General features: G+C 46.1%; 13 protein-coding genes, 12 tRNA genes and 6 rRNA genes. 3 read left to right on the forward strand and 28 right to left on the reverse strand.

The window, feature by feature from the left end:
• Positions 1 to 72: 72 nt before the first annotated feature.
• The 12 genes from rpoB to QV280_RS12215 all read right to left on the reverse strand — a co-directional run bounded on the left by rpoB (position 73) and on the right by QV280_RS12215 (position 9,671).
• Positions 73 to 4,101, reverse strand: coding sequence for a DNA-directed RNA polymerase subunit beta (gene rpoB, locus QV280_RS12160; RefSeq protein ID WP_023404595.1), 4,029 nt, complete (start codon positions 4,099 to 4,101; stop codon positions 73 to 75).
• Between the two features lie 231 nt (positions 4,102 to 4,332).
• Positions 4,333 to 4,701: a 50S ribosomal protein L7/L12 gene (gene rplL, locus QV280_RS12165; protein ID WP_023404594.1), complete on the reverse strand. Its 369-nt coding sequence runs from the start codon at positions 4,699 to 4,701 to the stop codon at positions 4,333 to 4,335.
• A 57-nt stretch (positions 4,702 to 4,758) separates the two neighbouring features.
• Positions 4,759 to 5,253 (reverse strand): 50S ribosomal protein L10, encoded by a 495-nt coding sequence (rplJ, locus tag QV280_RS12170; RefSeq protein ID WP_021714676.1) that lies wholly within the window; start codon positions 5,251 to 5,253, stop codon positions 4,759 to 4,761.
• Between the two features lie 274 nt (positions 5,254 to 5,527).
• The gene (rplA, locus tag QV280_RS12175) at positions 5,528 to 6,232 is read right to left on the reverse strand and encodes a 50S ribosomal protein L1 (protein ID WP_023404593.1); all 705 of its coding nucleotides are present in this window, start codon (positions 6,230 to 6,232) and stop codon (positions 5,528 to 5,530) included.
• Between the two features lie 4 nt (positions 6,233 to 6,236).
• On the reverse strand, positions 6,237 to 6,665 hold the full coding sequence (gene rplK / locus QV280_RS12180; protein WP_021714674.1) for a 50S ribosomal protein L11: 429 nt from the start codon (positions 6,663 to 6,665) through the stop codon (positions 6,237 to 6,239).
• A 141-nt stretch (positions 6,666 to 6,806) separates the two neighbouring features.
• Positions 6,807 to 7,355 (reverse strand): transcription termination/antitermination protein NusG, encoded by a 549-nt coding sequence (gene nusG / locus QV280_RS12185; protein ID WP_023404592.1) that lies wholly within the window; start codon positions 7,353 to 7,355, stop codon positions 6,807 to 6,809.
• 11 nt (positions 7,356 to 7,366) lie between these two features.
• The gene (gene secE, locus QV280_RS12190) at positions 7,367 to 7,744 is read right to left on the reverse strand and encodes a preprotein translocase subunit SecE (RefSeq protein ID WP_023404591.1); all 378 of its coding nucleotides are present in this window, start codon (positions 7,742 to 7,744) and stop codon (positions 7,367 to 7,369) included.
• 256 nt (positions 7,745 to 8,000) lie between these two features.
• Positions 8,001 to 9,185, reverse strand: a complete 1,185-nt coding sequence (gene tuf, locus QV280_RS12195; RefSeq protein ID WP_023404590.1) for an elongation factor Tu — start codon at positions 9,183 to 9,185, stop codon at positions 8,001 to 8,003.
• 104 nt (positions 9,186 to 9,289) lie between these two features.
• Positions 9,290 to 9,365: transfer RNA gene (locus tag QV280_RS12200), tRNA-Thr, on the reverse strand.
• 12 nt (positions 9,366 to 9,377) lie between these two features.
• Positions 9,378 to 9,452 (reverse strand) — tRNA-Gly (locus QV280_RS12205).
• Between the two features lie 35 nt (positions 9,453 to 9,487).
• Positions 9,488 to 9,572: transfer RNA gene (locus tag QV280_RS12210), tRNA-Tyr, on the reverse strand.
• A gap of 23 nt (positions 9,573 to 9,595) precedes the next feature.
• Positions 9,596 to 9,671 (reverse strand) — tRNA-Thr (locus tag QV280_RS12215).
• 201 nt (positions 9,672 to 9,872) lie between these two features.
• Between QV280_RS12215 and coaA the strand changes: the two genes are divergently transcribed.
• Entirely contained in the window at positions 9,873 to 10,796 is a 924-nt protein-coding gene (coaA, locus tag QV280_RS12220; RefSeq protein WP_152822935.1) for a type I pantothenate kinase, read from the forward strand.
• Here coaA and birA read toward each other — a convergent pair.
• Both birA and murB read right to left on the reverse strand, forming a co-directional pair.
• Entirely contained in the window at positions 10,785 to 11,744 is a 960-nt protein-coding gene (gene birA / locus QV280_RS12225; protein ID WP_152822933.1) for a bifunctional biotin--[acetyl-CoA-carboxylase] ligase/biotin operon repressor BirA, read from the reverse strand. The genes coaA and birA overlap by 12 nt on opposite strands.
• Complete coding sequence (gene murB, locus QV280_RS12230) at positions 11,731 to 12,792, reverse strand: UDP-N-acetylmuramate dehydrogenase (RefSeq protein WP_152822930.1); 1,062 nt, start codon at positions 12,790 to 12,792, stop codon at positions 11,731 to 11,733. Before murB ends, birA begins: the two co-directional genes overlap by 14 nt.
• A gap of 97 nt (positions 12,793 to 12,889) precedes the next feature.
• Between murB and QV280_RS12235 the strand changes: the two genes are divergently transcribed.
• Together QV280_RS12235 and pssA are read left to right on the forward strand one after the other, a co-directional pair.
• The gene (locus tag QV280_RS12235) at positions 12,890 to 13,315 is read left to right on the forward strand and encodes a GNAT family N-acetyltransferase (RefSeq protein ID WP_039970797.1); all 426 of its coding nucleotides are present in this window, start codon (positions 12,890 to 12,892) and stop codon (positions 13,313 to 13,315) included.
• Between the two features lie 103 nt (positions 13,316 to 13,418).
• Complete coding sequence (gene pssA, locus QV280_RS12240; RefSeq protein ID WP_152822928.1) at positions 13,419 to 14,759, forward strand: CDP-diacylglycerol--serine O-phosphatidyltransferase; 1,341 nt, start codon at positions 13,419 to 13,421, stop codon at positions 14,757 to 14,759.
• A gap of 291 nt (positions 14,760 to 15,050) precedes the next feature.
• Here pssA and QV280_RS12245 read toward each other — a convergent pair.
• From QV280_RS12245 to QV280_RS12310, 14 genes are all read right to left on the reverse strand, one after another.
• Positions 15,051 to 15,140 (reverse strand) — tRNA-OTHER (locus QV280_RS12245).
• Between the two features lie 133 nt (positions 15,141 to 15,273).
• Positions 15,274 to 15,350, reverse strand: a tRNA-Trp gene (locus QV280_RS12250).
• 59 nt (positions 15,351 to 15,409) lie between these two features.
• Positions 15,410 to 15,486: transfer RNA gene (locus QV280_RS12255), tRNA-Asp, on the reverse strand.
• 60 nt (positions 15,487 to 15,546) lie between these two features.
• A 5S ribosomal RNA gene (gene rrf / locus QV280_RS12260) occupies positions 15,547 to 15,662 on the reverse strand.
• 128 nt (positions 15,663 to 15,790) lie between these two features.
• Positions 15,791 to 18,679, reverse strand: a 23S ribosomal RNA gene (locus QV280_RS12265).
• A 378-nt stretch (positions 18,680 to 19,057) separates the two neighbouring features.
• Positions 19,058 to 19,133, reverse strand: a tRNA-Ala gene (locus QV280_RS12270).
• Positions 19,134 to 19,221: 88 nt separating this feature from the next.
• Positions 19,222 to 19,298 (reverse strand) — tRNA-Ile (locus QV280_RS12275).
• A gap of 99 nt (positions 19,299 to 19,397) precedes the next feature.
• Positions 19,398 to 20,950: ribosomal RNA gene (locus QV280_RS12280) — 16S ribosomal RNA — on the reverse strand.
• Between the two features lie 405 nt (positions 20,951 to 21,355).
• Positions 21,356 to 21,471: ribosomal RNA gene (gene rrf / locus QV280_RS12285) — 5S ribosomal RNA — on the reverse strand.
• A gap of 129 nt (positions 21,472 to 21,600) precedes the next feature.
• Positions 21,601 to 24,490 (reverse strand): 23S ribosomal RNA (locus QV280_RS12290).
• 390 nt (positions 24,491 to 24,880) lie between these two features.
• Positions 24,881 to 24,956: transfer RNA gene (locus QV280_RS12295), tRNA-Val, on the reverse strand.
• Between the two features lie 64 nt (positions 24,957 to 25,020).
• Positions 25,021 to 25,096, reverse strand: a tRNA-Lys gene (locus tag QV280_RS12300).
• A gap of 2 nt (positions 25,097 to 25,098) precedes the next feature.
• Positions 25,099 to 25,174 (reverse strand) — tRNA-Glu (locus tag QV280_RS12305).
• 127 nt (positions 25,175 to 25,301) lie between these two features.
• A 16S ribosomal RNA gene (locus QV280_RS12310) occupies positions 25,302 to 26,854 on the reverse strand.
• Together the 16S, 23S and 5S rRNA genes with 8 tRNA genes alongside form the textbook arrangement of a ribosomal RNA operon.
• Between the last annotated feature and the right edge of the window lie 69 nt (positions 26,855 to 26,923).

Consider the following 26,923-nt stretch of genomic DNA (forward strand, 5'->3'; position numbering starts at 1 on the left):
CTGCAAGGAGTTAAAAGGCGCTCGAGGAGCGCCCTCTTACCAAGTAATCACTTTTCTCTTATAAGAAAAGAATTACTCTTCGTCTTCTAGCTCGATGTTAATACCTAGCGAGCGGATTTCTTTCAACAATACGTTGAATGATTCCGGCATGCCTGGTTCCATCGAGTGGTTACCATCTACGATGTTTTTATACATCTTAGTACGGCCATTCACGTCATCCGACTTAACGGTTAGCATTTCTTGTAGAGTGTAAGCAGCACCGTATGCTTCTAGTGCCCATACTTCCATCTCACCGAAACGCTGACCACCGAACTGAGCTTTACCACCAAGTGGTTGCTGAGTTACTAGGCTGTAAGAGCCAGTAGAACGTGCGTGCATCTTGTCATCAACCAAGTGGTTCAGTTTCAGCATGTACATGTAACCTACAGTTACAGGACGCTCAAACGCATCACCGGTACGACCATCAAACAAGGTAAGCTGACCAGATTCTGGTAGATCGCCTAGTTTCAGTAGTTTCTTGATGTTCGTCTCAGAAGCACCATCAAATACTGGAGTCGCAATTGGTAGACCGCCACGTAGGTTCTTAACTAGCGTACGAACTTGATCGTCCGATAGTTCAGCAATATCTACGTTTTGACGAGTATCACCAAGATCATAAACCTTCTGTAAGAACTCACGGAACTTAGCCAGTTCCTGTTGCTCTTTAACCATTTGGTTGATCTTGTCACCGATACCTTTAGCTGCTAGACCCAAGTGAACTTCAAGGATCTGACCGATGTTCATACGTGATGGTACACCTAGTGGGTTCAGAACGATATCGACCGGTTGACCTTTCTCATCGTAAGGCATGTCTTCAACAGGGTTGATCTTAGAGATTACACCCTTGTTACCGTGACGACCCGCCATCTTGTCACCAGGCTGGATACGACGTCTAACCGCTAGGTAAACTTTAACGATCTTAAGAACGCCAGGAGCTAGATCATCACCTTGAGTGATCTTACGACGCTTAGTTTCAAATTTCTTATCGAAATCAGCTTTTAGCTCGTCGTATTGCTCTGCAAGTTGCTCAAGTTGAGATTGCAGTGCGTCATCTTCAAGATTTAGTTCTAACCACTGTTTGCGGTTAATAGTGTCCAGTTTCGCTTCTGAGTAACCACCAGCAATCAATACAGCACGAACACGGTTTAGAAGGCCACCCTCAAGAATCTGGAATTCTTCAGTAAGGTCTTTCTTCGCTTCTTTAAGCTGCATTTGCTCAATTTCTAGAGCACGCTTGTCTTTCTCTACGCCATCGCGAGTGAAGACTTGAACATCAATGATGGTACCTGAAACAGAGTTAGGTACACGCAGTGAAGTATCTTTAACGTCAGATGCTTTTTCACCGAAGATAGCTCGTAATAGTTTCTCTTCAGGAGTTAGCTGTGTTTCACCTTTAGGCGTCACTTTACCAACTAGGATGTCGCCACCCTTAACTTCAGCACCAATGTAAACGATACCTGACTCATCTAGTTTAGATAGAGCAGCTTCACCTACGTTTGGAATATCAGCAGTGATTTCTTCAGAACCAAGCTTAGTATCACGCGCCACACAAGAAAGCTCTTGGATGTGGATAGTAGTAAAGCGATCTTCTTGTACTACACGCTCAGAAACTAGGATTGAATCCTCAAAGTTATAACCATTCCAAGGCATGAATGCGATACGCATGTTTTGGCCAAGAGCCAATTCGCCAAGGTCGGTAGAAGGACCATCTGCTAGAACGTCACCTTTCGCTACTGGTTCGCCAGGTAGCACGGTTGGACGTTGGTTAATACAAGTGTTCTGGTTAGAACGCGTGTATTTAGTCAGGTTGTAGATATCGATACCAGCTTCGCCAGGTACCAATTCATTTTCGTTAACCTTAACAACGATACGTGATGCGTCTACAGACTGAACCGTACCGCCACGTTTCGCTACCGCTGTAACACCAGAGTCAACCGCAATGTTGCGTTCAACACCAGTACCTACTAGAGGCTTATCAGCCTTAAGTGTAGGAACTGCCTGACGTTGCATGTTCGCACCCATCAATGCACGGTTTGCATCATCGTGCTCTAGGAATGGGATTAGAGATGCAGCGATAGATACTACCTGGTTCGTCGCGACATCCATATAACTCACGTTTTCACGTGGGTGCAGACCTGATTCACCCTTCAAGCGGGCAGTGATCAATTCGTCAGCAAATAGGTTGTCTGCAGTCAGTACTGTGTTCGCCTGAGCGATAACGTATTGACCTTCTTCGATTGCAGATAGGTAATCAACATCTTCGGTTACTACACCGTCAACAACGCGACGGTAAGGGGTTTCTAGGAAACCAAACTCATTACAACGTGCGTACGCAGATAGTGAGTTAATCAAACCGATGTTTGGACCTTCAGGAGTTTCGATCGGACATAGACGACCGTAGTGCGTAACGTGAACGTCACGAACCTCAAAGCCAGCACGCTCACGAGTTAGACCGCCAGGACCTAACGCTGAGATACGACGTTTGTGAGTAACTTCTGAAAGCGGGTTGTTCTGATCCATAAACTGAGACAACTGTGAAGAGCCAAAGAACTCTTTCACTGCCGCAGAAATTGGCTTAGCGTTGATTAGATCTTGAGGCATGATTGCATCAAGGTCACCAAGGCTTAAACGTTCTTTAACAGCACGTTCAACACGAACAAGACCAACACGGAATTGGTTTTCTGCCATTTCGCCTACAGAGCGAATACGACGGTTACCAAGGTGGTCGATATCATCAACTTCGCCTTTACCATTACGGATAGAGATGAGTTTCTTCATCACTTCAATGATATCGGTTTCGTCAAGAATACCTTGCTCACCTGCGTCTTCACGCATGATAGAGCTGTTGAACTTCATACGGCCTACCGTTGATAGGTCGTAACGTTCTTCAGAGAAGAACAAGCTTGCGAATAAAGATTCAGCTGCTTCTTTCGTTGGTGGCTCGCCAGGGCGCATCATGCGGTAGATTTCTACCAATGCAGATAGACGGTCAGTAGTACTATCACCACGAAGTGTATCTGACATGAATGGACCGTGATCTAGGTCGTTCGTGAACAGTACTTCTAGTTTAGAGTGACCAGCTTGCGCTAGGTTCGCTAGGCTTTCTAGGCTGAACTCTTGGTTCGCGCCTACAACGATTTCGCCAGTGTTTTCGTCAATGTAGTCTTTAGAAGCTACTTTACCAACGATGTACTCAACAGGTACTTCGATGAACTCAACGCCATCTTTTTCAAGATTGCGGATATGACGAGCTGTAACACGACGGCCAGCTTCAATGTAAGTTTTACCGTTTGCTTCAATATCAAAAGAAGCAGTTTCGCCACGTAGACGCTCTGGTACCAACTCCATCATTAGAGTTTGGTTTTGAACTTCAAAACGCACTTTTTCGAAGAACAGATCTAGGATCTCTTCAGTCGATTTACCCAACGCACGTAGGATAATAGACGCAGGAAGTTTACGACGACGGTCGATACGGACAAACAGGCTATCTTTTGGATCGAATTCAAAGTCTAACCATGAACCACGGTAAGGAATAACGCGCGCGTTATACAGAACTTTACCAGAAGAGTGAGTCTTACCCTTATCGCTGTCGAAGAATACACCAGGGCTTCTGTGAAGCTGGGATACGATAACCCTCTCGGTACCATTGATCACGAAGGTACCATTGTCAGTCATGAGTGGAATTTCACCCATGTAGACTTCTTGTTCTTTAATATCTTTTACAGTACCAGCTGGTGCGTCTTTGTCGAATACAACTAGACGCAGCTTAACGCGCAGCGGTTTTGAATAAGTGACACCTCGGATTTGACATTCTTTAACATCAAATACTGGTTCACCAAGACGGTAGCTAACGTATTGCAGCTCAGAATTGCCGTTGTAGCTCTGAATTGGAAAAACAGAACGAAAAGCAGCTTCTAGACCGTATTGTCCTTCAGGATCCTGTTCGATGAATTTATCGAAAGAATCAAGCTGGATCGATAGCAGGTATGGAACGTCCAATACTTGTGGACGAGTACCAAAATCCTTACGGATGCGCTTTTTCTCGGTATAAGAGTAAACCATGGGGTTCCTCAGCTCGCTGATAAGTGACCCAACTGTCGATTATTTGCACAAAACAAAAGACAGAGACTAACAACTGTTTAAAGTAACAATACTCAAAAGAAATAGAGTATTGGTTTTGCTCGGATTAAGGCGACGAAACAGTGAAAAAACGCCAGAACCCTACAGCGCAAAAAGGCCGGTGGTTAATAAACCACCAGCCATTAGCCATACGGCTAAGAAATCAAGTAATAATTACTTAACTTCAACAGAAGCACCAGCTTCTTCTAGAGTAGCTTTAAGAGCTTCTGCTTCTTCTTTAGAAACAGCTTCTTTAAGCGGTGCAGGAGCACTATCAACTAGACCTTTAGCTTCTTTCAGGCCAAGACCTGTAGCGCCACGTACTGCTTTGATTACAGAAACTTTGTTTCCGCCAACTGCAGTTAGGATTACGTCAAATTCAGTTTGCTCTTCAGCAGCGTCGCCGCCAGCTGCGCCACCAGCAACTACTGCAGCTGCAGCAGATACGCCGAATTTTTCTTCCATAGCTTCGATAAGCTCAACAACTTGCATTACAGACATTTCTGCAACTGCGTCTAGGATTTGCTCGTTAGTAATAGACATAACAATTCTCTTTTAAGTCAACAATAAGTTTATTTTGCAACCAGTAAAAAGCAAGGCTTAAGCCGCTGCTTCTTCTTTTTGATCGCGTAGTGCAGCGATAGTACGTACCAGCTTGCCTGCAGAAGCTTCTTTCATGCACATCATTAGGCGTGCGATAGCTTCGTCGTAAGTTGGTAGAGTCGCTAGTACATCTGCGTCAGTAACCGCGCCTTCAAATGCAGCAGCTTTGATCTCGAAATCTTTGTTCTCTTTAGCGAAGTCTTTGAAAAGACGCGCTGCAGCACCTGGGTGCTCATTAGAGAATGCAACTAGAGTAGGACCGGTAAAAGTGTCAGATAGACACTCGTAATCAGTACCTTCTACTGCACGGCGTGCTAGAGTGTTACGAACAACTCTCATGTAAACACCAGCTTCACGAGCTTGTTTACGTAGAGAAGTCATCGCGCCAACAGTAACGCCACGAGAATCAGCTACAACTGCAGAAAGTGCACCACTGGCAGCTTCGTTGACTTCAGCAACAATTGCTTTTTTGTCTTGAAGGTTTAAAGCCATTTTGGATTTACTCCTGGTTGTCGTTACACCACTCACCAAAATTGGTGAGAGTAAAAACGGTGCAGTCCCAGAAGAAAGGCAATCTTTTGCAAGTTTGCTTTCTGTCAGATCGGGCACCATCTACGTAGGTTTACTATTAAGTCACATCGCTAAAAAAAGCCTGTGACGCCTACGGTCTTGGACGGAGACTCACTCTTACATCGAAATGTTTGAGTTAGCCCCAACCACAAATATTAGGCGCGAGATTATACACTAATTTCGCGCCTAAGCAAGATTAGCTTGCTTGAGTGTTCAGGCTAGCCTGATCAACAGCAACACCAGCACCCATTGTAGTAGAGATGCTAATTTTCTTCAGGAAGGCACCCTTCGCTGAAGACGGCTTAGCTTTCTTAAGAGCAATTAGAAGTGCTTCTAAGTTCTCTTGAAGCTCAGATGCTTCGAAAGATGCTTTACCGATAGTAGTGTGGATGATGCCGTTTTTGTCGTTACGGTAACGAACCTGACCTGCTTTAGCGTTCTTAACCGCTTGAGCAACGTTAGGAGTTACAGTACCAACTTTAGGGTTTGGCATAAGACCGCGTGGACCTAGGATAGTACCTAGTTGACCAACAACGCGCATTGCATCTGGAGAAGCAACAACAACGTCAAAGTCCATTACGCCTTTCTTAACTTGTTCAGCTAGGTCTTCCATACCAACGATGTCAGCACCAGCTTCTTTCGCTGCTTCTGCGTTTGCACCTTGAGTGAACACAGCAACGCGAATTTCACGACCAGTACCGTGAGGTAGTACAGTTGCACCACGTACGTTTTGGTCTGATTTACGAGCGTCAATGCCAAGGTTAACAGCAACGTCAACACTTTCATTGAATTTAGCTGTTGCTAGTTCTTTAAGAAGTGCAACTGCTTCGTTGATTTCGTACTCTTTAGTAACGTCAACTTTTTCGCGAATAACGCGCATACGCTTAGTAAGTTTTGCCATTGTCTTAACCCTCTACCACTAGGCCCATTGAACGAGCAGTACCCGCGATAGAACGCTTCATCGCTTCGATGTCAGCGCCAGTCATGTCTGCAGCTTTAGTTTCTGCAATCTCTTGAACTTGAGCGTCAGTTACAGTACCAACTTTCTCAGTGTTAGGACGACCAGAACCAGACTTGATGCCAGCTGCTTTAAGCAGAAGAACTGCTGCAGGTGGAGTCTTAGTTTCGAACGTGAAAGAACGGTCGTTGTATACAGAGATAACAACTGGGATTGGTAGACCTTTCTCAACAGATTCTGTTTTTGCGTTAAACGCTTTACAGAATTCCATGATGTTCACACCGTGTTGACCTAGAGCAGGACCAACTGGTGGCGACGGGTTCGCCATACCTGCTGCAACTTGCAGTTTGATATAAGCTTCAACTTTCTTAGCCATGATATTTCCTAATTTTGGGTGGTAACGCTGCCATACGGCCAGCTCCCCGTTGTATTAAAACGCCTTACTTCACATAAAGAAGTAAAGAGGCGCGAATTATAGATACAATTCACGCCTCAAACAAGCCCTAAAGCCTATTTTTTAGTCAACTTTTTCAACTTGACCAAATTCGAGTTCTACTGGTGTCGCACGACCGAAAATCGATACCGACACTTTTAGGCGACTCTTCTCATAATCTACTTCTTCAACAGTACCGTTGAAGTCAGCAAAAGGACCGTCATTAACACGAACAACCTCACCCGCTTCGTACATAGTACGAGGACGAGGAGCTTCGCTAGCTTTCTCAAGACGATTCAAGATAGCGTCAGCTTCTTTGTCAGTGATAGGTGCAGGTTTATCTGAAGTGCCACCAATAAAGCCCATAACGCGTGGAACGCTACGCACAAGGTGCCATGATTCATCGTTCATGATCATTTGAACAAGCACATAGCCTGGGAAGAATTTACGTTCGCTTTTACGACGTTGACCTGCACGCATTTCGACAACTTCTTCAGTTGGAACTAGTACATCGCCAAAAAAGTCTTCCATATCATGCATTCGGATATGTTCACGAAGGGAAGTAGCTACGCGACCTTCAAAACCAGAAAAAGCCTGAACCACATACCAACGTTTCTTTGGTGCTTCACTCATGAATTAAACCCTCACACTCCAGTCGCTAGAGAAACAAGACGAACCATAATTCCGTCAATGCCCCAAAGCGCTAGAGCCGTAACAATACTTACAGCCAATACGATCAAAGTCGTTTGCATAGTTTCTTGGCGAGTTGGCCAAACAACCTTGCGGATCTCCATACGAGATTCGCGAGCAAAGACGATCGCTGTTTTACCTTTGGTGGTCGTAGCTGCCACACCAAGAGCGATTGCAATTAATGCAACAACACTCGCAGCGCGAATCACTACAGACATTTCACCATATAGATGATTACCTACAACAGCAGCGGCTAGCAGAGCAAAAACGACAATCCACTTGAAGATGTCTGCTGCACTTGAGCTATCAGGAGTTTCTGCATTTGCTTTCATAAACTAACCTGTGACAAGTCTTACTATAGACGACAATAACCCCGCTGTTGCAGGGCCTATTCATTAATGCTGTAAATCAGCACATTCCTTTAGAACTTTCTTTCTAATACAGGCTACAAAACCCACAATAGAAATCAAAATTCTTAAAATTCTTCGCTTGTTTAATGACAATAAAAGCAATTTACCTTCCCATCATAAACAATAGCGCAGAAAAAGGGCATCAAATGATGCCCTTTTGTTTAGATTTCGTCAATTATTAATCGAAAATCTTAGCAACAACACCAGCACCAACGGTACGGCCACCTTCGCGGATTGCGAAACGTAGACCTTCGTCCATTGCGATTGGAGCGATTAGCTCAACAGTCATTTGAACGTTGTCACCTGGCATTACCATTTCTACGCCTTCAGGTAGAGTGATGTCGCCTGTTACGTCAGTTGTACGGAAGTAGAACTGTGGACGGTAACCTTTGAAGAAAGGAGTATGACGGCCGCCTTCATCTTTAGAAAGAACGTATACTTCTGACTCAAATTTAGTGTGTGGGTTGATAGAACCTTTAGCAGCAAGTACTTGGCCACGTTCAACGTCATCACGCTTAGTACCACGTAGTAGTGCACCAACGTTCTCACCAGCACGACCTTCGTCAAGCAGTTTACGGAACATTTCAACACCAGTACAAGTAGTAAGAGTTGTTTCTTTAATACCAACGATTTCTACTTCGTCACCTACGCGTAGGATACCGCGCTCGATACGACCAGTAACAACAGTACCACGACCTTGAATTGAGAATACATCTTCAATTGGTAGTAGGAACGGTTGGTCAACAGCACGCTCTGGAAGTGGGATGTAAGAATCTAGTGCTTCTGCAAGCTCAACGATCTTGTCTTCCCACTGCTTCTCGCCGTTTAGAGCGCCAAGTGCAGAACCTTGGATTACTGGAAGATCATCTCCTGGGTATTCGTACTCAGAAAGAAGTTCACGAACTTCCATTTCTACTAGTTCAAGTAGCTCTTCGTCATCAACCATGTCACATTTGTTCATGAATACGATGATGTAAGGGATACCAACCTGACGACCAAGTAGGATGTGCTCACGAGTTTGTGGCATAGGGCCATCTGTAGCAGCAACAACTAGGATACCGCCGTCCATTTGAGCAGCACCAGTGATCATGTTTTTAACATAATCGGCGTGTCCAGGACAGTCTACGTGTGCGTAGTGACGTTCAGGAGTATCGTACTCTACGTGAGAAGTAGCGATTGTGATACCGCGCTCACGCTCTTCAGGAGCGTTATCGATAGATGCGAAATCTTTAGCTTCACCACCGTATACTTTTGACAAAGTAGTACAGATAGCAGCAGTTAGAGTTGTTTTACCGTGGTCAACGTGGCCGATAGTACCAACGTTTACGTGCGGTTTCGTACGTTCAAATTTTTCTTTAGACACGAGCGTGTTCCTCTAGGTACGGTTTATAAAGTGGCTTTGTAGACCACGCAACCAAATAAATTGGATGTAAAGTATATATCAAAAGGAAATAATTGCTTGAGAGCTGGTGCTGATAGGCGGATTTGAACCGCCGACCTCACCCTTACCAAGGGTGCGCTCTACCAACTGAGCTATATCAGCACACGAATAGGTTGGAGCGGGCAGCGGGAATCGAACCCGCATCATCAGCTTGGAAGGCTGAGGTAATAGCCATTATACGATGCCCGCAACACGTAACTCTGTGAGCTATTTCCTTAAGAAAATGGTGGTGGGAGATGGATTCGAACCATCGAAGGCAGTGCCGTCAGATTTACAGTCTGATCCCTTTGGCCACTCGGGAACCCCACCAAATTTTGCTTTCATAAAGAAAGTGGTGCCGACTACCGGAATCGAACTGGTGACCTACTGATTACAAGTCAGTTGCTCTACCTACTGAGCTAAGTCGGCACATAAGTGGAGCGCATTCTATGGGATGATTTCGAACCTTGCAATAAGAAAATGCAAAAATATGATACTTTTTGCTTTTACATTGAGCCAAGACTGATTTTTCATCATGTTTCCGCTAAATCATCACTCCTTTTCCTCGTCACAATTGAAATATTTATCTCTTCATGTATGTTGATGCGACGCACAAAAGGAAGGATCCCGATGACTCCACATATGAAATTCAATCGACAGCAATGGTCTAAGCTAAAAGCTTCTGTACCTATGGTGTTAAATGATTCTGATATCGAAGAGCTACGTGGTATCAATGAGAACCTTGATACGACTGAAGTGGAAGAGATCTACCTTCCTTTATCTCGATTAATTAACCTCCATGCTGGCTCACAACAGCGGCGCCAAAGGGTGTTAGATACTTTTCTGCATCGAGAGGATAGTCATAACCCATTTATTGTAGGCATTGCCGGTAGTGTTGCTGTGGGCAAAAGTACCACGGCGCGTGTTATGCAAGCCCTACTCTCTCGTTGGGGCGATCATCCGAAAGTGGCGTTGATTACGACGGATGGTTTTTTATATCCAAATAAAGTTTTGCAAGAGAAAGGCATTATGGATCGCAAGGGATTTCCTGAATCCTATGATATCCAGCGCCTAGTTGATTTTGTTTCTGACGTAAAAGCCGGAAAAGCGAAGGTTAAAGCGCCGATATACTCTCATCTTACTTACGATATTACCGATGAAGTTGAAGTAGTAGATAGACCTGACATTCTCATTTTAGAGGGTTTAAACGTACTGCAGTCGGGAATGGATTATCCTGATCAGTCACATCGAGTGTTTGTGTCAGACTTTCTCGACTTTTCTATTTATGTCGACGCGGATAGTTCATTAATTGAAGAGTGGTATATTAATCGCTTTCTCAAGTTCCGTTATGGGGCGTTTAAAGAGACTAACTCTTACTTTGGTCATTACACTAAACTCACCAAAGAAGAAGCGGTGACTAAGGCTCACTCTATTTGGTGCGAGATTAATGGTAAAAACCTCATTGCAAACATATTGCCAACCAAAATGAGAGCGAACCTTATTCTGAAAAAAGCGCTCGATCACAAAGTTAATCAAATTCTTCTAAGAAGCTGATCTTACTGATATTTCGCCACCAATAAAGGATTCGATATCAGTACCTGTATCGAGTAACAAAGCGCCTTGTTCGTTAATTCCTTTACATACTCCAATGACCTGCCTATTGCCCATAAGTAACTTAATAGGTTGGTCTAGGAAGTTATCATAGTGATTCCACTGACTTAAAAAGGGCTTCAATCCTTTTTGCTCATAGATAGAAATAGCATTACGTAAAGTCTCAGTCATGGTGACTACAATGTCATTACGCGCAATCGGCTGTGTGGTTGAGATTTCTTTAAGGCTAGTCCAAGGTTGATCGATACCTTGGACATGCTCAGGCATAGACACATTCAAGCCAATACCAATCACTAAGTTTGCCGCATCTCCTGCCTGCCCTGACAGTTCAACGAGAATCCCTGCTAATTTTTTATTGTTGTGATACACATCATTTGGCCACTTTAGCTTTAGACCATCGATACCCAATTGCTCTAGAGCATCCACCAAAGCCAATCCAATCACTAAACTGATACCCATAGCGGCGGGTAAACCGGCTTCAAGACGCCAATACATTGAGTAATAGATATTAGAGCCAAACGGAGAAACCCATTCACGTCCTCTGCGCCCACGCCCCTGCGTTTGATATTCTGCAACACATACACTGCCCGACTGTAGATCTGCTTGACCCAACATGCGTTGATTAGTGGAATCAATGACCGGGATCACCTCAATAGGCGAACTTAGCCGATGCTGTAATGCTTGTTGATCGAGTAAATCTAGAGGCTGCTCCAATCGATAGCCTTTACCTTTCACGCTATATACATCAATACCTAAATCTTGAATGGCTTTTATATGTCGCGCTATCGCCGCTCTTGATACACCAAACTTCTCACCCAATTGTTCACCAGAGAGGAACATACCGGAACTCAGCTCATCGATTAGCTTGAGTTTAAAGCTAAAGTCTTTCATTGCTTGCACCTTGAAATAGGCTAACTAAGTTGGTTTCTTGCTTACTTCCCATAAAGCGTACTTCGTGTTCTAACTCAATTTGGTATTTCTGCAGAATGGTTTCTCTTACATGCCACGCTACCGCCAACACATCCGTCGCGACTGCCTGATTGAAATTAACGATGACTAAAGCTTGCTGAGCATGCACACGTGCCCCGCCATGGGTATAACCCTTCAATCCTGCATTATCGATGAGCCAACCTGCAGCGACCTTCATTTGCTCTCCTGCTGGATAACCTACGATATTAGGATAGCGCTTCTGCAGTTCGGTAAACTGTGCAGTCGGAATAACCGGGTTTTTGAAAAAGCTCCCCGCATTACCCATAACCTTAGGGTCAGGGAGCTTAGAGCGACGAACTTGGCAAACTGCGTCAAAGATCTTTCTTGCAGAAGGCTCACCTTCTATGAGTTGCTGTAGAGCGCCATAGGCGGTTTTTGGTGTCCATACTTTAGAGAGCTTAAGCCCTACCTTAGTGATCAACGCCTTGCCAGATAACTGCTGTTTAAAGATAGAGTCTCGATAAGCAAAGTAACACTCATTACAAGATAAGCGTTTTAGGGTTAATGACTCTAAATCAAGATATTCAACAAAATCACAAACATCTTTAAACTCAATACCATAAGCGCCAATATTTTGAATAGGGGCTGTTCCTGCACATCCTGGGATCAAGGCGAGATTCTCTAAACCAAACATACCTTTATCAACAGCCCACTCCACTAAGCTTGGCCAGTCTTCGCCTGCAGCAACTTCCAGTAGAAAATGTTGCTCATCCTCTTTTATCTCTCTGCCCTTCAATCGATTTAGAATAGCTACACCGGCGAAATGTTCGGTAAATAGCATATTGCTGCCCGTACCAAGAGGTAACTTAGGCAAGTTCTTCCATTCTGAGTGAGTATATATTTGGATAAGATCGTCTAGCGAAGCTGCTTCTACAAGAAAGTCACAGTGGGCTTTAATTGAAAAGGTATGATAGGAAGACAGCTCAGCTTGAGGGGTAACGTGCATCATAGTGTTAATTGTTCCATTCCCAATTAGGGTTTCTAAAGGGTAATATTGACCGCTTACCTTTATAATACTGGAACAAGGTCCTTTGCGCAGTTAATTAATGAACAGTCTTACCATCAAACATTTGGAGCCTATACGACTCCCTATCTTAAAGAAGCTCTATAAGTCCCATTACCCTTCCACCAAGATCAAAGCTGGAGAGCAAATTCTCGTGGCTGAAATCAATTCTAGTATTGTGGGAGTCGTGAGATTTAGAACTATCGATAAATGGCAGTTGCTCACCGGAATGATGGTCATACCTGAAGCAAGACAGCAAGGCATTGCATCACGTCTATTACAACACTGTAAAACCGATATCCTTAATGACAGCGTATACTGTTTTGCTTATCAACATTTGCAAGCAATGTATGGTGCGCATGGTTTTAGATGCATTGAACTCGAAGTGCTACCTTCAACCTTACAAAAGCTATATTTGCGCTACACTCAGGCAGGAAAACCACTAATTATCATGCAATATTGCGGATAAGTGCTTTATTGGTAATTGTTTTATCAATTCATCTAGGCAGTCAAGCTTCAAATTTGATAAAATGGTTGGCTAGATCAGCCCTTTATAGGACCTAATACTCATAATGGTTTTAGCTAAGAATATCATCGATGGACTAAAAGCAGTTCCCGTTGATCCAAAAGACTTTAGAACACTTTATTCGGCAAAAGAGTTCAAAGCACAGCTACTAGAGCTTATTAAAACAGCCAAAAAGCGTATCTACATCGCAGCCTTATATCTTGAGGACGATGAAGCTGGGCGAGAGGTCTTTGGTGAGATCTACAAAGCAAAGCAAGCTAATCCTGGTTTAGATATCCAAATCTGTGTTGATTGGCATCGAGCCCAGCGCGGTTTAATTGGTGCAGAATCATCAGATGGTAATGCCGCTATGTACACCAGAATGGCTGAGTCCCATTCACATGTTGTACCTGTATATGGTGTACCTGTTCGAGGAAAAGAAGTGTTTGGTGTACTCCACCTAAAAGGCTTTATCTTCGACGATACCATTTTGTATAGTGGCGCCAGCATCAATAATATCTACCTTCATCATCAAGACCGATATCGCTTTGATCGATACCATCAGATTTATAGTCCAGCAATTGCCGATGCTATGGCTACATACATTACAGATGCTCTCGTTAAAAATCCTGCAGTGAACTCGTTAACACAGCAACAACGACCTTCGACTAAGTCATTGAAAGGCGCTATTCGCCAACTTAGAGCAAGTTTGGCGGTAACAAACTATCAATTTGAAAGCGCGGAGATCGATGCAGATAAAATCGCTATTACGCCGATTGTTGGTGTAGGCAAACGCAGAAACCTTCTTAATATGGCGATCATACAACTGATCAAAGATGCCAAAGAAGAAATTCAAATTTGTACACCTTACTTCAACTTCCCAAAAAGTGTTGCTAGAGAGCTTAAAAAAGCATTACGACGCGGTGTTAAGATTTCGATTATCGTCGGCGATAAAACAGCCAATGATTTCTTTATCGATCCAGAAGAAGAATTTAAAACTGTTGGGGGTCTACCCTATCTATATGAGATGAACCTACGTCGCTTCTTAAAAGCGAATGAAGCCAATATCGCATGTCGTAAGCTAGACATCCTATTATGGAAAGACCAAGCAAACAGCTACCACCTGAAAGGCATGTGGGTCGACAAGAAGAACATGTTGATTACTGGAAGTAACTTAAACCCAAGAGCTTGGAAACTGGACTTAGAGAACGCTCTATTGGTTAGAGATCCTAATGGTTATCTAACTACTCAGTTTGAACAAGAGTTTGAGAACATCCTTAAAGATACCCAACGTATCGGTAGCTATAAGCACATAGAGAAGATTGAACACTATCCTGAACCTGTGCAAAAGCTATTACGAAAAGTTACCCGTATAAAGGCTGACAGAGTGCTTAAACAGCTTCTGTAGTCTCTACTACCAACCTTTTCATTTATCAGCCCTCATCTTTATATGAGGGCTTTTTATTGCCCAAAATATATTGCTTTCAAACAGGATTGATAGGCAGAAATCACAGACACAAAAAAGGATTAGGGGAATCCACTGCTCTGCCAATTGGAGCTACACCCTTAGAATTCTTTAGTTCCTTAATCTGAAAAACTCGCATTCGTATATAGGCAGAAAGAGTGCCTACAACAGAAAGAAGTGAACAAAGTTCAGACACAAAAAAAGGCCTCAGTTTCTCGACTAAGGCCTTAATTATGGCAGGGGTGGAGAGATTCGAACTCCCAACACGCGCTGTCTTCAGGGATTAGCTGAATCCGCTGCTCTGCCAATTGGAGCTACACCCTTAGAATTCTTTAGTTTCTCAATCTGAAAAAACCTCGCTTTCGTATATAGGCAGGCAGAGTACTTGCAACAGAAAGAAGTGGACAAAGTATAGACACAAAAAAAGGCCTCAGTCTCTCGACTAAGGCCTTAATTATGGCAGGGGTGGAGAGATTCGAACTCCCAACACGCGGATTTGGAATCCGCTGCTCTGCCAATTGGAGCTACACCCCTAAAATTCTTCAGTTTCTTAATCTGAAAAAACCTTGCTAAAGCAAGGTTATCAGAATAAGTGGCGGAGTGGACGGGACTCGAACCCGCGACCCCCGGCGTGACAGGCCGGTATTCTAACCAACTGAACTACCACTCCGCACCAATTTGTTATCTCATTGAAGTCTTATCTGGATGCTTCAATTCGATGTAATTTAAAGCCTGGCGATGTCCTACTCTCACATGGGGAAACCCCACACTACCATCGGCGCTATTATGTTTCACTTCTGAGTTCGGCATGGAATCAGGTGGGTCCACAATGCTATGGTCGCCAAGCAAATTTTGCTTTACTTTCAGCTTTTCAAAAAAGCTAAAGGTAAAATAATCTAGAAAGCTGTATTTAAAAGTCTTTGTCACACATTCAAAGTTCTTACTTTGAGTCCACAAAACCCCTTGGGTGTTGTATGGTTAAGCCTCACGGGCAATTAGTACAGGTTAGCTCAATGCCTCACAGCACTTACACACCCTGCCTATCAACGTTCTAGTCTCGAACAACCCTTTAGGACACTTAAAGTGCCAGGGAAGACTCATCTCAGGGCTCGCTTCGCGCTTAGATGCTTTCAGCGCTTATCGATTCCGAACTTAGCTACCGGGCAATGCCATTGGCATGACAACCCGAACACCAGAGGTTCGTCCACTCCGGTCCTCTCGTACTAGGAGCAGCCCCCTTCAATCTTCCAACGCCCACGGCAGATAGGGACCGAACTGTCTCACGACGTTCTAAACCCAGCTCGCGTACCACTTTAAATGGCGAACAGCCATACCCTTGGGACCGACTTCAGCCCCAGGATGTGATGAGCCGACATCGAGGTGCCAAACACCGCCGTCGATATGAACTCTTGGGCGGTATCAGCCTGTTATCCCCGGAGTACCTTTTATCCGTTGAGCGATGGCCCTTCCATTCAGAACCACCGGATCACTATGACCTGCTTTCGCACCTGCTCGAATTGTCATTCTCGCAGTCAAGCGGGCTTATGCCATTGCACTAACCACACGATGTCCAACCGTGTTTAGCCCACCTTCGTGCTCCTCCGTTACTCTTTGGGAGGAGACCGCCCCAGTCAAACTACCCACCAGGCACTGTCCGCAATCCCGATTAGGGACCTACGTTAGAACATCAAGCATACAAGGGTGGTATTTCAAGATTGCCTCCACAAACACTGGCGTGCTTGCTTCAAAGGCTCCCACCTATCCTACACATGTAGGGTCAATGTTCAGTGCCAAGCTGTAGTAAAGGTTCACGGGGTCTTTCCGTCTAGCCGCGGGTACACTGCATCTTCACAGCGATTTCAATTTCACTGAGTCTCGGGTGGAGACAGCGTGGCCATCATTACGCCATTCGTGCAGGTCGGAACTTACCCGACAAGGAATTTCGCTACCTTAGGACCGTTATAGTTACGGCCGCCGTTTACCGGGGCTTCGATCAAGAGCTTCGACCTAAGTCTAACCCCATCAATTAACCTTCCGGCACCGGGCAGGCGTCACACCGTATACGTCATCTTACGATTTTGCACAGTGCTGTGTTTTTAATAAACAGTTGCAGCCACCTGGTATCTGCGACTCCTAGTAGCTCCATCCGCAAGGGACTTCACCGCCAAGAGCGTACCTTCTCCCGAAGTTACGGTACCATTTTGCCTAGTTCCTTCACCCGAGTTCTCTCAAGCGCCTTGGTATTCTCTACCCGACCACCTGTGTCGGTTTGGAGTACGATTCCTTATAATCTGAAGCTTAGAGGCTTTTCCTGGAAGCATGGCATCAATGACTTCACTGCACGTAGCAGCTCGACATCGTATCTCAGCGTTAAGAAAGTCCGGATTTACCTAAACTTTCCGCCTACATACTTGAACCTGGACAACCATCGCCAGGCCCACCTAGCCTTCTCCGTCCCCCCATCGCAATTATAAGAAGTACGGGAATATTAACCCGTTTCCCATCGACTACGCCTTTCGGCCTCGCCTTAGGGGTCGACTTACCCTGCCCCGATTAACGTTGGACAGGAACCCTTGGTCTTCCGGCGTGGGGGTTTTTCACCCCCATTATCGTTACTCATGTCAGCATTCGCACTTCTGATACCTCCAGCAGCCCTTACAGACCACCTTCAACGGCTTACAGAACGCTCCCCTACCCCGCACACAAAGTGTGCAGCCGCAGCTTCGGTGTATAGCTTAGCCCCGTTACATCTTCCGCGCAGGCCGACTCGACCAGTGAGCTATTACGCTTTCTTTAAATGATGGCTGCTTCTAAGCCAACATCCTGGCTGTCTAAGCCTTCCCACATCGTTTCCCACTTAGCTATACTTTGGGACCTTAGCTGGCGGTCTGGGTTGTTTCCCTCTCCACGACGGACGTTAGCACCCGCCGTGTGTCTCCCGGATAGTACTCAATGGTATTCGGAGTTTGCAAAGGGTTGGTAAGTCGGGATGACCCCCTAGCCTTAACAGTGCTCTACCCCCATTGGTATTCGTCCGAGGCGCTACCTAAATAGCTTTCGGGGAGAACCAGCTATCTCCAGGTTTGATTGGCCTTTCACCCCTAGCCACAAGTCATCCGCTAATTTTTCAACATTAGTCGGTTCGGTCCTCCAGTTGATGTTACTCAACCTTCAACCTGCCCATGGCTAGATCACCTGGTTTCGGGTCTAATTCTAGCAACTCGACGCCCAGTTAAGACTCGGTTTCCCTACGGCTCCCCTATTCGGTTAACCTTGCTACTAAAATTAAGTCGCTGACCCATTATACAAAAGGTACGCAGTCACGCTCTAAGGCGCTCCTACTGCTTGTACGTACACGGTTTCAGGTTCTATTTCACTCCCCTCACAGGGGTTCTTTTCGCCTTTCCCTCACGGTACTGGTTCACTATCGGTCAGTCAGTAGTATTTAGCCTTGGAGGATGGTCCCCCCATGTTCAAACAGGATATCACGTGTCCCGCCTTACTCGATTTCACTTAAAATGACATGTCGACTACGGGGCTATCACCCTTTATTGCGGCACTTTCCAGAGCCTTCGTCTGTGTCATTAAAAGCTTAAGGGCTAATCCAATTTCGCTCGCCGCTACTTTCGGAATCTCGGTTGATTTCTCTTCCTCCGGGTACTTAGATGTTTCAGTTCCCCGGGTTTGCCTCATTAACCTATGTATTCAGTTAATGATACGTGCTTATGCACGTGGGTTTCCCCATTCAGAAATCCCAGACTCAAATGGTTATTACTACCTAATCTGGGCTTATCGCAAGTTATTACGTCTTTCATCGCCTCTGACTGCCAAGGCATCCACCGTGTACGCTTAGTCACTTAACCATACAACCCCAAAGGGTCTTGCTTAACGCAATACGTTTGCTACAACGTAGTATGACGTTTCCAAGGTGCGTTATCTCTTTATTATGAGCGAGATAACTATTGTTTATTTCCGCTTTAAAAAGCAGAAGCAAACATCGATTTTGCCGGACTCAAATTTGAATAACATCAGGCAATGATGTTATTCCCAAGAACACTTGAATGTGTGTTGGTACCTACATCATAAAGATATAGGATTTGAGAACTTTTAAATTTGATAAGTAATAAATCAATTACTTATCGTCAGCTTTCCAAATTGTTAAAGAGCATGATTATTTCCTAAACAGAAATACCATTTTTAAAAACACTTAACTCTTCATTAAGAAGAAGTGCGCTTAAAGATGGTGGAGCTATGCGGGATCGAACCGCAGACCTCCTGCGTGCAAGGCAGGCGCTCTCCCAGCTGAGCTATAGCCCCATCTTGGTATTTTTTCTTAGACAAGGCAGATTGTGAGGCCGTGTACATCAGTACACAACGAATAATCTAACGCAGTATAAGGAAAAATTGGTGGGTCTGAGTGGACTTGAACCACCGACCTCCCGCTTATCAGGCGAGCGCTCTAACCAGCTGAGCTACAGACCCAATTTTTCACAAAATAGCTAAAAGCTACTTCGTAAAATACTCTCTTACTTTCTAAACCATATCAATCTGTGTGGACACTCATCGTGAGTAATCATCGTATAAGGAGGTGATCCAGCCCCAGGTTCCCCTAGGGCTACCTTGTTACGACTTCACCCCAGTCATGAACCACAAAGTGGTGAGCGTCCTCCCGAAGGTTAAACTACCCACTTCTTTTGCAGCCCACTCCCATGGTGTGACGGGCGGTGTGTACAAGGCCCGGGAACGTATTCACCGTAGCATTCTGATCTACGATTACTAGCGATTCCGACTTCATGGAGTCGAGTTGCAGACTCCAATCCGGACTACGACGCACTTTTTGGGATTCGCTCACCATCGCTGGTTGGCCGCCCTCTGTATGCGCCATTGTAGCACGTGTGTAGCCCTACTCGTAAGGGCCATGATGACTTGACGTCGTCCCCACCTTCCTCCGGTTTATCACCGGCAGTCTCCCTGGAGTTCCCACCATTACGTGCTGGCAAACAAGGATAAGGGTTGCGCTCGTTGCGGGACTTAACCCAACATTTCACAACACGAGCTGACGACAGCCATGCAGCACCTGTCTCAGAGTTCCCGAAGGCACTAATCCATCTCTGGAAAATTCTCTGGATGTCAAGAGTAGGTAAGGTTCTTCGCGTTGCATCGAATTAAACCACATGCTCCACCGCTTGTGCGGGCCCCCGTCAATTCATTTGAGTTTTAATCTTGCGACCGTACTCCCCAGGCGGTCTACTTAACGCGTTAGCTCCGAAAGCCACGGCTCAAGGCCACAACCTCCAAGTAGACATCGTTTACGGCGTGGACTACCAGGGTATCTAATCCTGTTTGCTCCCCACGCTTTCGCATCTGAGTGTCAGTATCTGTCCAGGGGGCCGCCTTCGCCACTGGTATTCCTTCAGATCTCTACGCATTTCACCGCTACACCTGAAATTCTACCCCCCTCTACAGTACTCTAGCCTGCCAGTTTCAAATGCGGTTCCGAGGTTGAGCCCCGGGCTTTCACATCTGACTTAACAAACCACCTGCATGCGCTTTACGCCCAGTAATTCCGATTAACGCTCGCACCCTCCGTATTACCGCGGCTGCTGGCACGGAGTTAGCCGGTGCTTCTTCTGTCGCTAACGTCAAACGATAAAGCTATTAACTTTAACGCCTTCCTCACGACTGAAAGTACTTTACAACCCGAAGGCCTTCTTCATACACGCGGCATGGCTGCATCAGGCTTGCGCCCATTGTGCAATATTCCCCACTGCTGCCTCCCGTAGGAGTCTGGACCGTGTCTCAGTTCCAGTGTGGCTGATCATCCTCTCAGACCAGCTAGGGATCGTCGCCTTGGTGAGCCATTACCTCACCAACTAGCTAATCCCACCTGGGCATATCCTGAAGCGAGAGGCCCGAAGGTCCCCCTCTTTGGTCCGTAGACATTATGCGGTATTAGCTATCGTTTCCAATAGTTATCCCCCACATCAGGGCAATTTCCCAGGCATTACTCACCCGTCCGCCGCTCGACGCCGTTATCGTTCCCCGAAGGTTCAGACAACTCGTTTCCGCTCGACTTGCATGTGTTAGGCCTGCCGCCAGCGTTCAATCTGAGCCATGATCAAACTCTTCAATTAAAGTTTTTTTGTTCCTAAGAACGGCTCAATGAATACTGACTTCAAAACTCTTTCTTTATAAATAAAGAAGTAATTTTAAAGCTATTACTATTCCAACAGAATAGTAATGAATTGACTGTGCTCTTATTGGTTTTCACTTTTAAAAAAGTAAAACAAAACAGCTCAAGGCTGAATTCCAATTTGATTTTGGTCACTCAGTTCATTGATAAATCTTTTCGATTATCATCAACGAGTGCCCACACAGATTGATAGGTTTAAATTGTTAAAGAGCGTTGCTTTCCGTGTCGTAACACGTGAGCAGGAGGCGTATACTACGCTTTCTACTTTGAAAGTCAACATAAAATTCTGAATTAAATTCAAAACCTTATGGTAACTTCTTTCATTCAGAAAGAAGTAGAAATTAAAGCCTGGCGATGTCCTACTCTCACATGGGGAAGCCCCACACTACCATCGGCGCTATTATGTTTCACTTCTGAGTTCGGCATGGAATCAGGTGGGTCCACAATGCTATGGTCGCCAAGCAAAATTTTGCTTTACTTTCAGCTTTTCAAAAAAGCTAAAGGTAAAATAATCTAGAAAGCTGTATTTAAAAGTCTCTGTCACACATTCAAAGTTCTTACTTTGAGTCCACAAAACCCCTTGGGTGTTGTATGGTTAAGCCTCACGGGCAATTAGTACAGGTTAGCTCAATGCCTCGCAGCACTTACACACCCTGCCTATCAACGTTCTAGTCTCGAACAACCCTTTAGGACACTTAAAGTGCCAGGGAAGACTCATCTCAGGGCTCGCTTCGCGCTTAGATGCTTTCAGCGCTTATCGATTCCGAACTTAGCTACCGGGCAATGCCATTGGCATGACAACCCGAACACCAGAGGTTCGTCCACTCCGGTCCTCTCGTACTAGGAGCAGCCCCCTTCAATCTTCCAACGCCCACGGCAGATAGGGACCGAACTGTCTCACGACGTTCTAAACCCAGCTCGCGTACCACTTTAAATGGCGAACAGCCATACCCTTGGGACCGACTTCAGCCCCAGGATGTGATGAGCCGACATCGAGGTGCCAAACACCGCCGTCGATATGAACTCTTGGGCGGTATCAGCCTGTTATCCCCGGAGTACCTTTTATCCGTTGAGCGATGGCCCTTCCATTCAGAACCACCGGATCACTATGACCTGCTTTCGCACCTGCTCGAATTGTCATTCTCGCAGTCAAGCGGGCTTATGCCATTGCACTAACCACACGATGTCCAACCGTGTTTAGCCCACCTTCGTGCTCCTCCGTTACTCTTTGGGAGGAGACCGCCCCAGTCAAACTACCCACCAGGCACTGTCCGCAATCCCGATTAGGGACCGACGTTAGAACATCAAGCATACAAGGGTGGTATTTCAAGATTGCCTCCACAAACACTGGCGTGCTTGTTTCAAAGGCTCCCACCTATCCTACACATGTAGGGTCAATGTTCAGTGCCAAGCTGTAGTAAAGGTTCACGGGGTCTTTCCGTCTAGCCGCGGGTACACTGCATCTTCACAGCGATTTCAATTTCACTGAGTCTCGGGTGGAGACAGCGTGGCCATCATTACGCCATTCGTGCAGGTCGGAACTTACCCGACAAGGAATTTCGCTACCTTAGGACCGTTATAGTTACGGCCGCCGTTTACCGGGGCTTCGATCAAGAGCTTCGACCTAAGTCTAACCCCATCAATTAACCTTCCGGCACCGGGCAGGCGTCACACCGTATACGTCATCTTACGATTTTGCACAGTGCTGTGTTTTTAATAAACAGTTGCAGCCACCTGGTATCTGCGACTCCTAGTAGCTCCATCCGCAAGGGACTTCACCGCCAAGAGCGTACCTTCTCCCGAAGTTACGGTACCATTTTGCCTAGTTCCTTCACCCGAGTTCTCTCAAGCGCCTTGGTATTCTCTACCCGACCACCTGTGTCGGTTTGGAGTACGATTCCTTATAATCTGAAGCTTAGAGGCTTTTCCTGGAAGCATGGCATCAATGACTTCACTGCACGTAGCAGCTCGACATCGTATCTCAGCGTTATGAAAGTCCGGATTTACCTAAACTTTCCGCCTACATACTTGAACCTGGACAACCATCGCCAGGCCCACCTAGCCTTCTCCGTCCCCCCATCGCAATTATAAGAAGTACGGGAATATTAACCCGTTTCCCATCGACTACGCCTTTCGGCCTCGCCTTAGGGGTCGACTTACCCTGCCCCGATTAACGTTGGACAGGAACCCTTGGTCTTCCGGCGTGGGGGTTTTTCACCCCCATTATCGTTACTCATGTCAGCATTCGCACTTCTGATACCTCCAGCAGCCCTTACAGACCACCTTCAACGGCTTACAGAACGCTCCCCTACCCCGCATACAAAAGTATGCAGCCGCAGCTTCGGTGTATAGCTTAGCCCCGTTACATCTTCCGCGCAGGCCGACTCGACCAGTGAGCTATTACGCTTTCTTTAAATGATGGCTGCTTCTAAGCCAACATCCTGGCTGTCTAAGCCTTCCCACATCGTTTCCCACTTAGCTATACTTTGGGACCTTAGCTGGCGGTCTGGGTTGTTTCCCTCTCCACGACGGACGTTAGCACCCGCCGTGTGTCTCCCGGATAGTACTCAATGGTATTCGGAGTTTGCAAAGGGTTGGTAAGTCGGGATGACCCCCTAGCCTTAACAGTGCTCTACCCCCATTGGTATTCGTCCGAGGCGCTACCTAAATAGCTTTCGGGGAGAACCAGCTATCTCCAGGTTTGATTGGCCTTTCACCCCTAGCCACAAGTCATCCGCTAATTTTTCAACATTAGTCGGTTCGGTCCTCCAGTTGATGTTACTCAACCTTCAACCTGCCCATGGCTAGATCACCTGGTTTCGGGTCTAATTCTAGCAACTCGACGCCCAGTTAAGACTCGGTTTCCCTACGGCTCCCCTATTCGGTTAACCTTGCTACTAAAATTAAGTCGCTGACCCATTATACAAAAGGTACGCAGTCACGCTTCGAGGCGCTCCTACTGCTTGTACGTACACGGTTTCAGGTTCTATTTCACTCCCCTCACAGGGGTTCTTTTCGCCTTTCCCTCACGGTACTGGTTCACTATCGGTCAGTCAGTAGTATTTAGCCTTGGAGGATGGTCCCCCCATGTTCAAACAGGATATCACGTGTCCCGCCTTACTCGATTTCACTTAAAACGACATGTCGACTACGGGGCTATCACCCTTTATTGCGGCACTTTCCAGAGCCTTCGTCTGTGTCATTAAAAGCTTAAGGGCTAATCCAATTTCGCTCGCCGCTACTTTCGGAATCTCGGTTGATTTCTCTTCCTCCGGGTACTTAGATGTTTCAGTTCCCCGGGTTTGCCTCATTAACCTATGTATTCAGTTAATGATACGTGCTTATGCACGTGGGTTTCCCCATTCAGAAATCCCAGACTCAAATGGTTATTACTACCTAATCTGGGCTTATCGCAAGTTATTACGTCTTTCATCGCCTCTGACTGCCAAGGCATCCACCGTGTACGCTTAGTCACTTAACCATACAACCCCAAAGGGTCTTGCTTAACGCAATACGTTTGCTACAACGTAGTATGACGTTTCCAAGGTGCGTTATCTCTTTATTATGAGCGAGATAACTATTGTTTATTTCCGCTTTAAAAAGCAGAAGCAAACATCGATTTTGCCGGACTCAAATTTGAATAACATCAGGCAATGATGTTATTCCCAAGAACACTTGAATGTGTGTTGGTACCTAACAATAAGTTGTTAGGATTTGAGAACTTTTAAATTTGATAAATAATGCTTTCTCAGTATAAAACTGGACATTATTTATCGTCAGCTTTCCAAATTGTTAAAGAGCGAGATTCAAATAAATGAACCATTTTTAAACACACTCACCTCTCTATTTCTAAGAGAAGTATGCTTAAAGATGGTGGGCGATACTGGGCTCGAACCAGTGACCCCCTCCTTGTAAGGGAGGTGCTCTCCCAACTGAGCTAATCGCCCACATTATTTGCCACTTACTTTCACTTTAAAAAGTGAAATCAAACAGCTTCCCTGTGGAAGGAAATGGTGGGTCGTGCAGGATTCGAACCTGCGACCAATTGATTAAAAGTCAACTGCTCTACCAGCTGAGCTAACGACCCAATGGTATCCCGTAGGGGAGTCGAACCCCTGTTACCGCCGTGAAAGGGCGGTGTCCTAGGCCTCTAGACGAACGGGACACTAGGTTTACTTTCACTTTTAAAAAGCGAAAACAAACTGTTGAGATGTCTTGGGGGACATCTCGAATCTCTTTACTTTCTAAACCATATCAATCTGTGTGGACACTCATCGTGAATAATCATCGTATAAGGAGGTGATCCAGCCCCAGGTTCCCCTAGGGCTACCTTGTTACGACTTCACCCCAGTCATGAACCACAAAGTGGTGAGCGTCCTCCCGAAGGTTAAACTACCCACTTCTTTTGCAGCCCACTCCCATGGTGTGACGGGCGGTGTGTACAAGGCCCGGGAACGTATTCACCGTAGCATTCTGATCTACGATTACTAGCGATTCCGACTTCATGGAGTCGAGTTGCAGACTCCAATCCGGACTACGACGCACTTTTTGGGATTCGCTCACCATCGCTGGTTGGCTGCCCTCTGTATGCGCCATTGTAGCACGTGTGTAGCCCTACTCGTAAGGGCCATGATGACTTGACGTCGTCCCCACCTTCCTCCGGTTTATCACCGGCAGTCTCCCTGGAGTTCCCACCATTACGTGCTGGCAAACAAGGATAAGGGTTGCGCTCGTTGCGGGACTTAACCCAACATTTCACAACACGAGCTGACGACAGCCATGCAGCACCTGTCTCAGAGTTCCCGAAGGCACCAAAGCATCTCTGCTAAGTTCTCTGGATGTCAAGAGTAGGTAAGGTTCTTCGCGTTGCATCGAATTAAACCACATGCTCCACCGCTTGTGCGGGCCCCCGTCAATTCATTTGAGTTTTAATCTTGCGACCGTACTCCCCAGGCGGTCTACTTAACGCGTTAGCTCCGAAAGCCACGGCTCAAGGCCACAACCTCCAAGTAGACATCGTTTACGGCGTGGACTACCAGGGTATCTAATCCTGTTTGCTCCCCACGCTTTCGCATCTGAGTGTCAGTATCTGTCCAGGGGGCCGCCTTCGCCACTGGTATTCCTTCAGATCTCTACGCATTTCACCGCTACACCTGAAATTCTACCCCCCTCTACAGTACTCTAGCCTGCCAGTTTCAAATGCGGTTCCGAGGTTGAGCCCCGGGCTTTCACATCTGACTTAACAAACCACCTGCATGCGCTTTACGCCCAGTAATTCCGATTAACGCTCGCACCCTCCGTATTACCGCGGCTGCTGGCACGGAGTTAGCCGGTGCTTCTTCTGTCGCTAACGTCAAACGATAAAGCTATTAACTTTAACGCCTTCCTCACGACTGAAAGTACTTTACAACCCGAAGGCCTTCTTCATACACGCGGCATGGCTGCATCAGGCTTGCGCCCATTGTGCAATATTCCCCACTGCTGCCTCCCGTAGGAGTCTGGACCGTGTCTCAGTTCCAGTGTGGCTGATCATCCTCTCAGACCAGCTAGGGATCGTCGCCTTGGTGAGCCATTACCTCACCAACTAGCTAATCCCACCTGGGCATATCCTGAAGCGAGAGGCCCGAAGGTCCCCCTCTTTGGTCCGTAGACATTATGCGGTATTAGCTATCGTTTCCAATAGTTATCCCCCACATCAGGGCAATTTCCCAGGCATTACTCACCCGTCCGCCGCTCGACGCCGTTATCGTTCCCCGAAGGTTCAGATAACTCGTTTCCGCTCGACTTGCATGTGTTAGGCCTGCCGCCAGCGTTCAATCTGAGCCATGATCAAACTCTTCAATTAAAGTTTTTTTGGTCTTTCGACCGGCTCAATGAATACTGACTTCAAAACTGTTCCTTACTCGAAAGTAAG

This window comes from Vibrio sp. B1Z05, assembly GCF_052955985.1.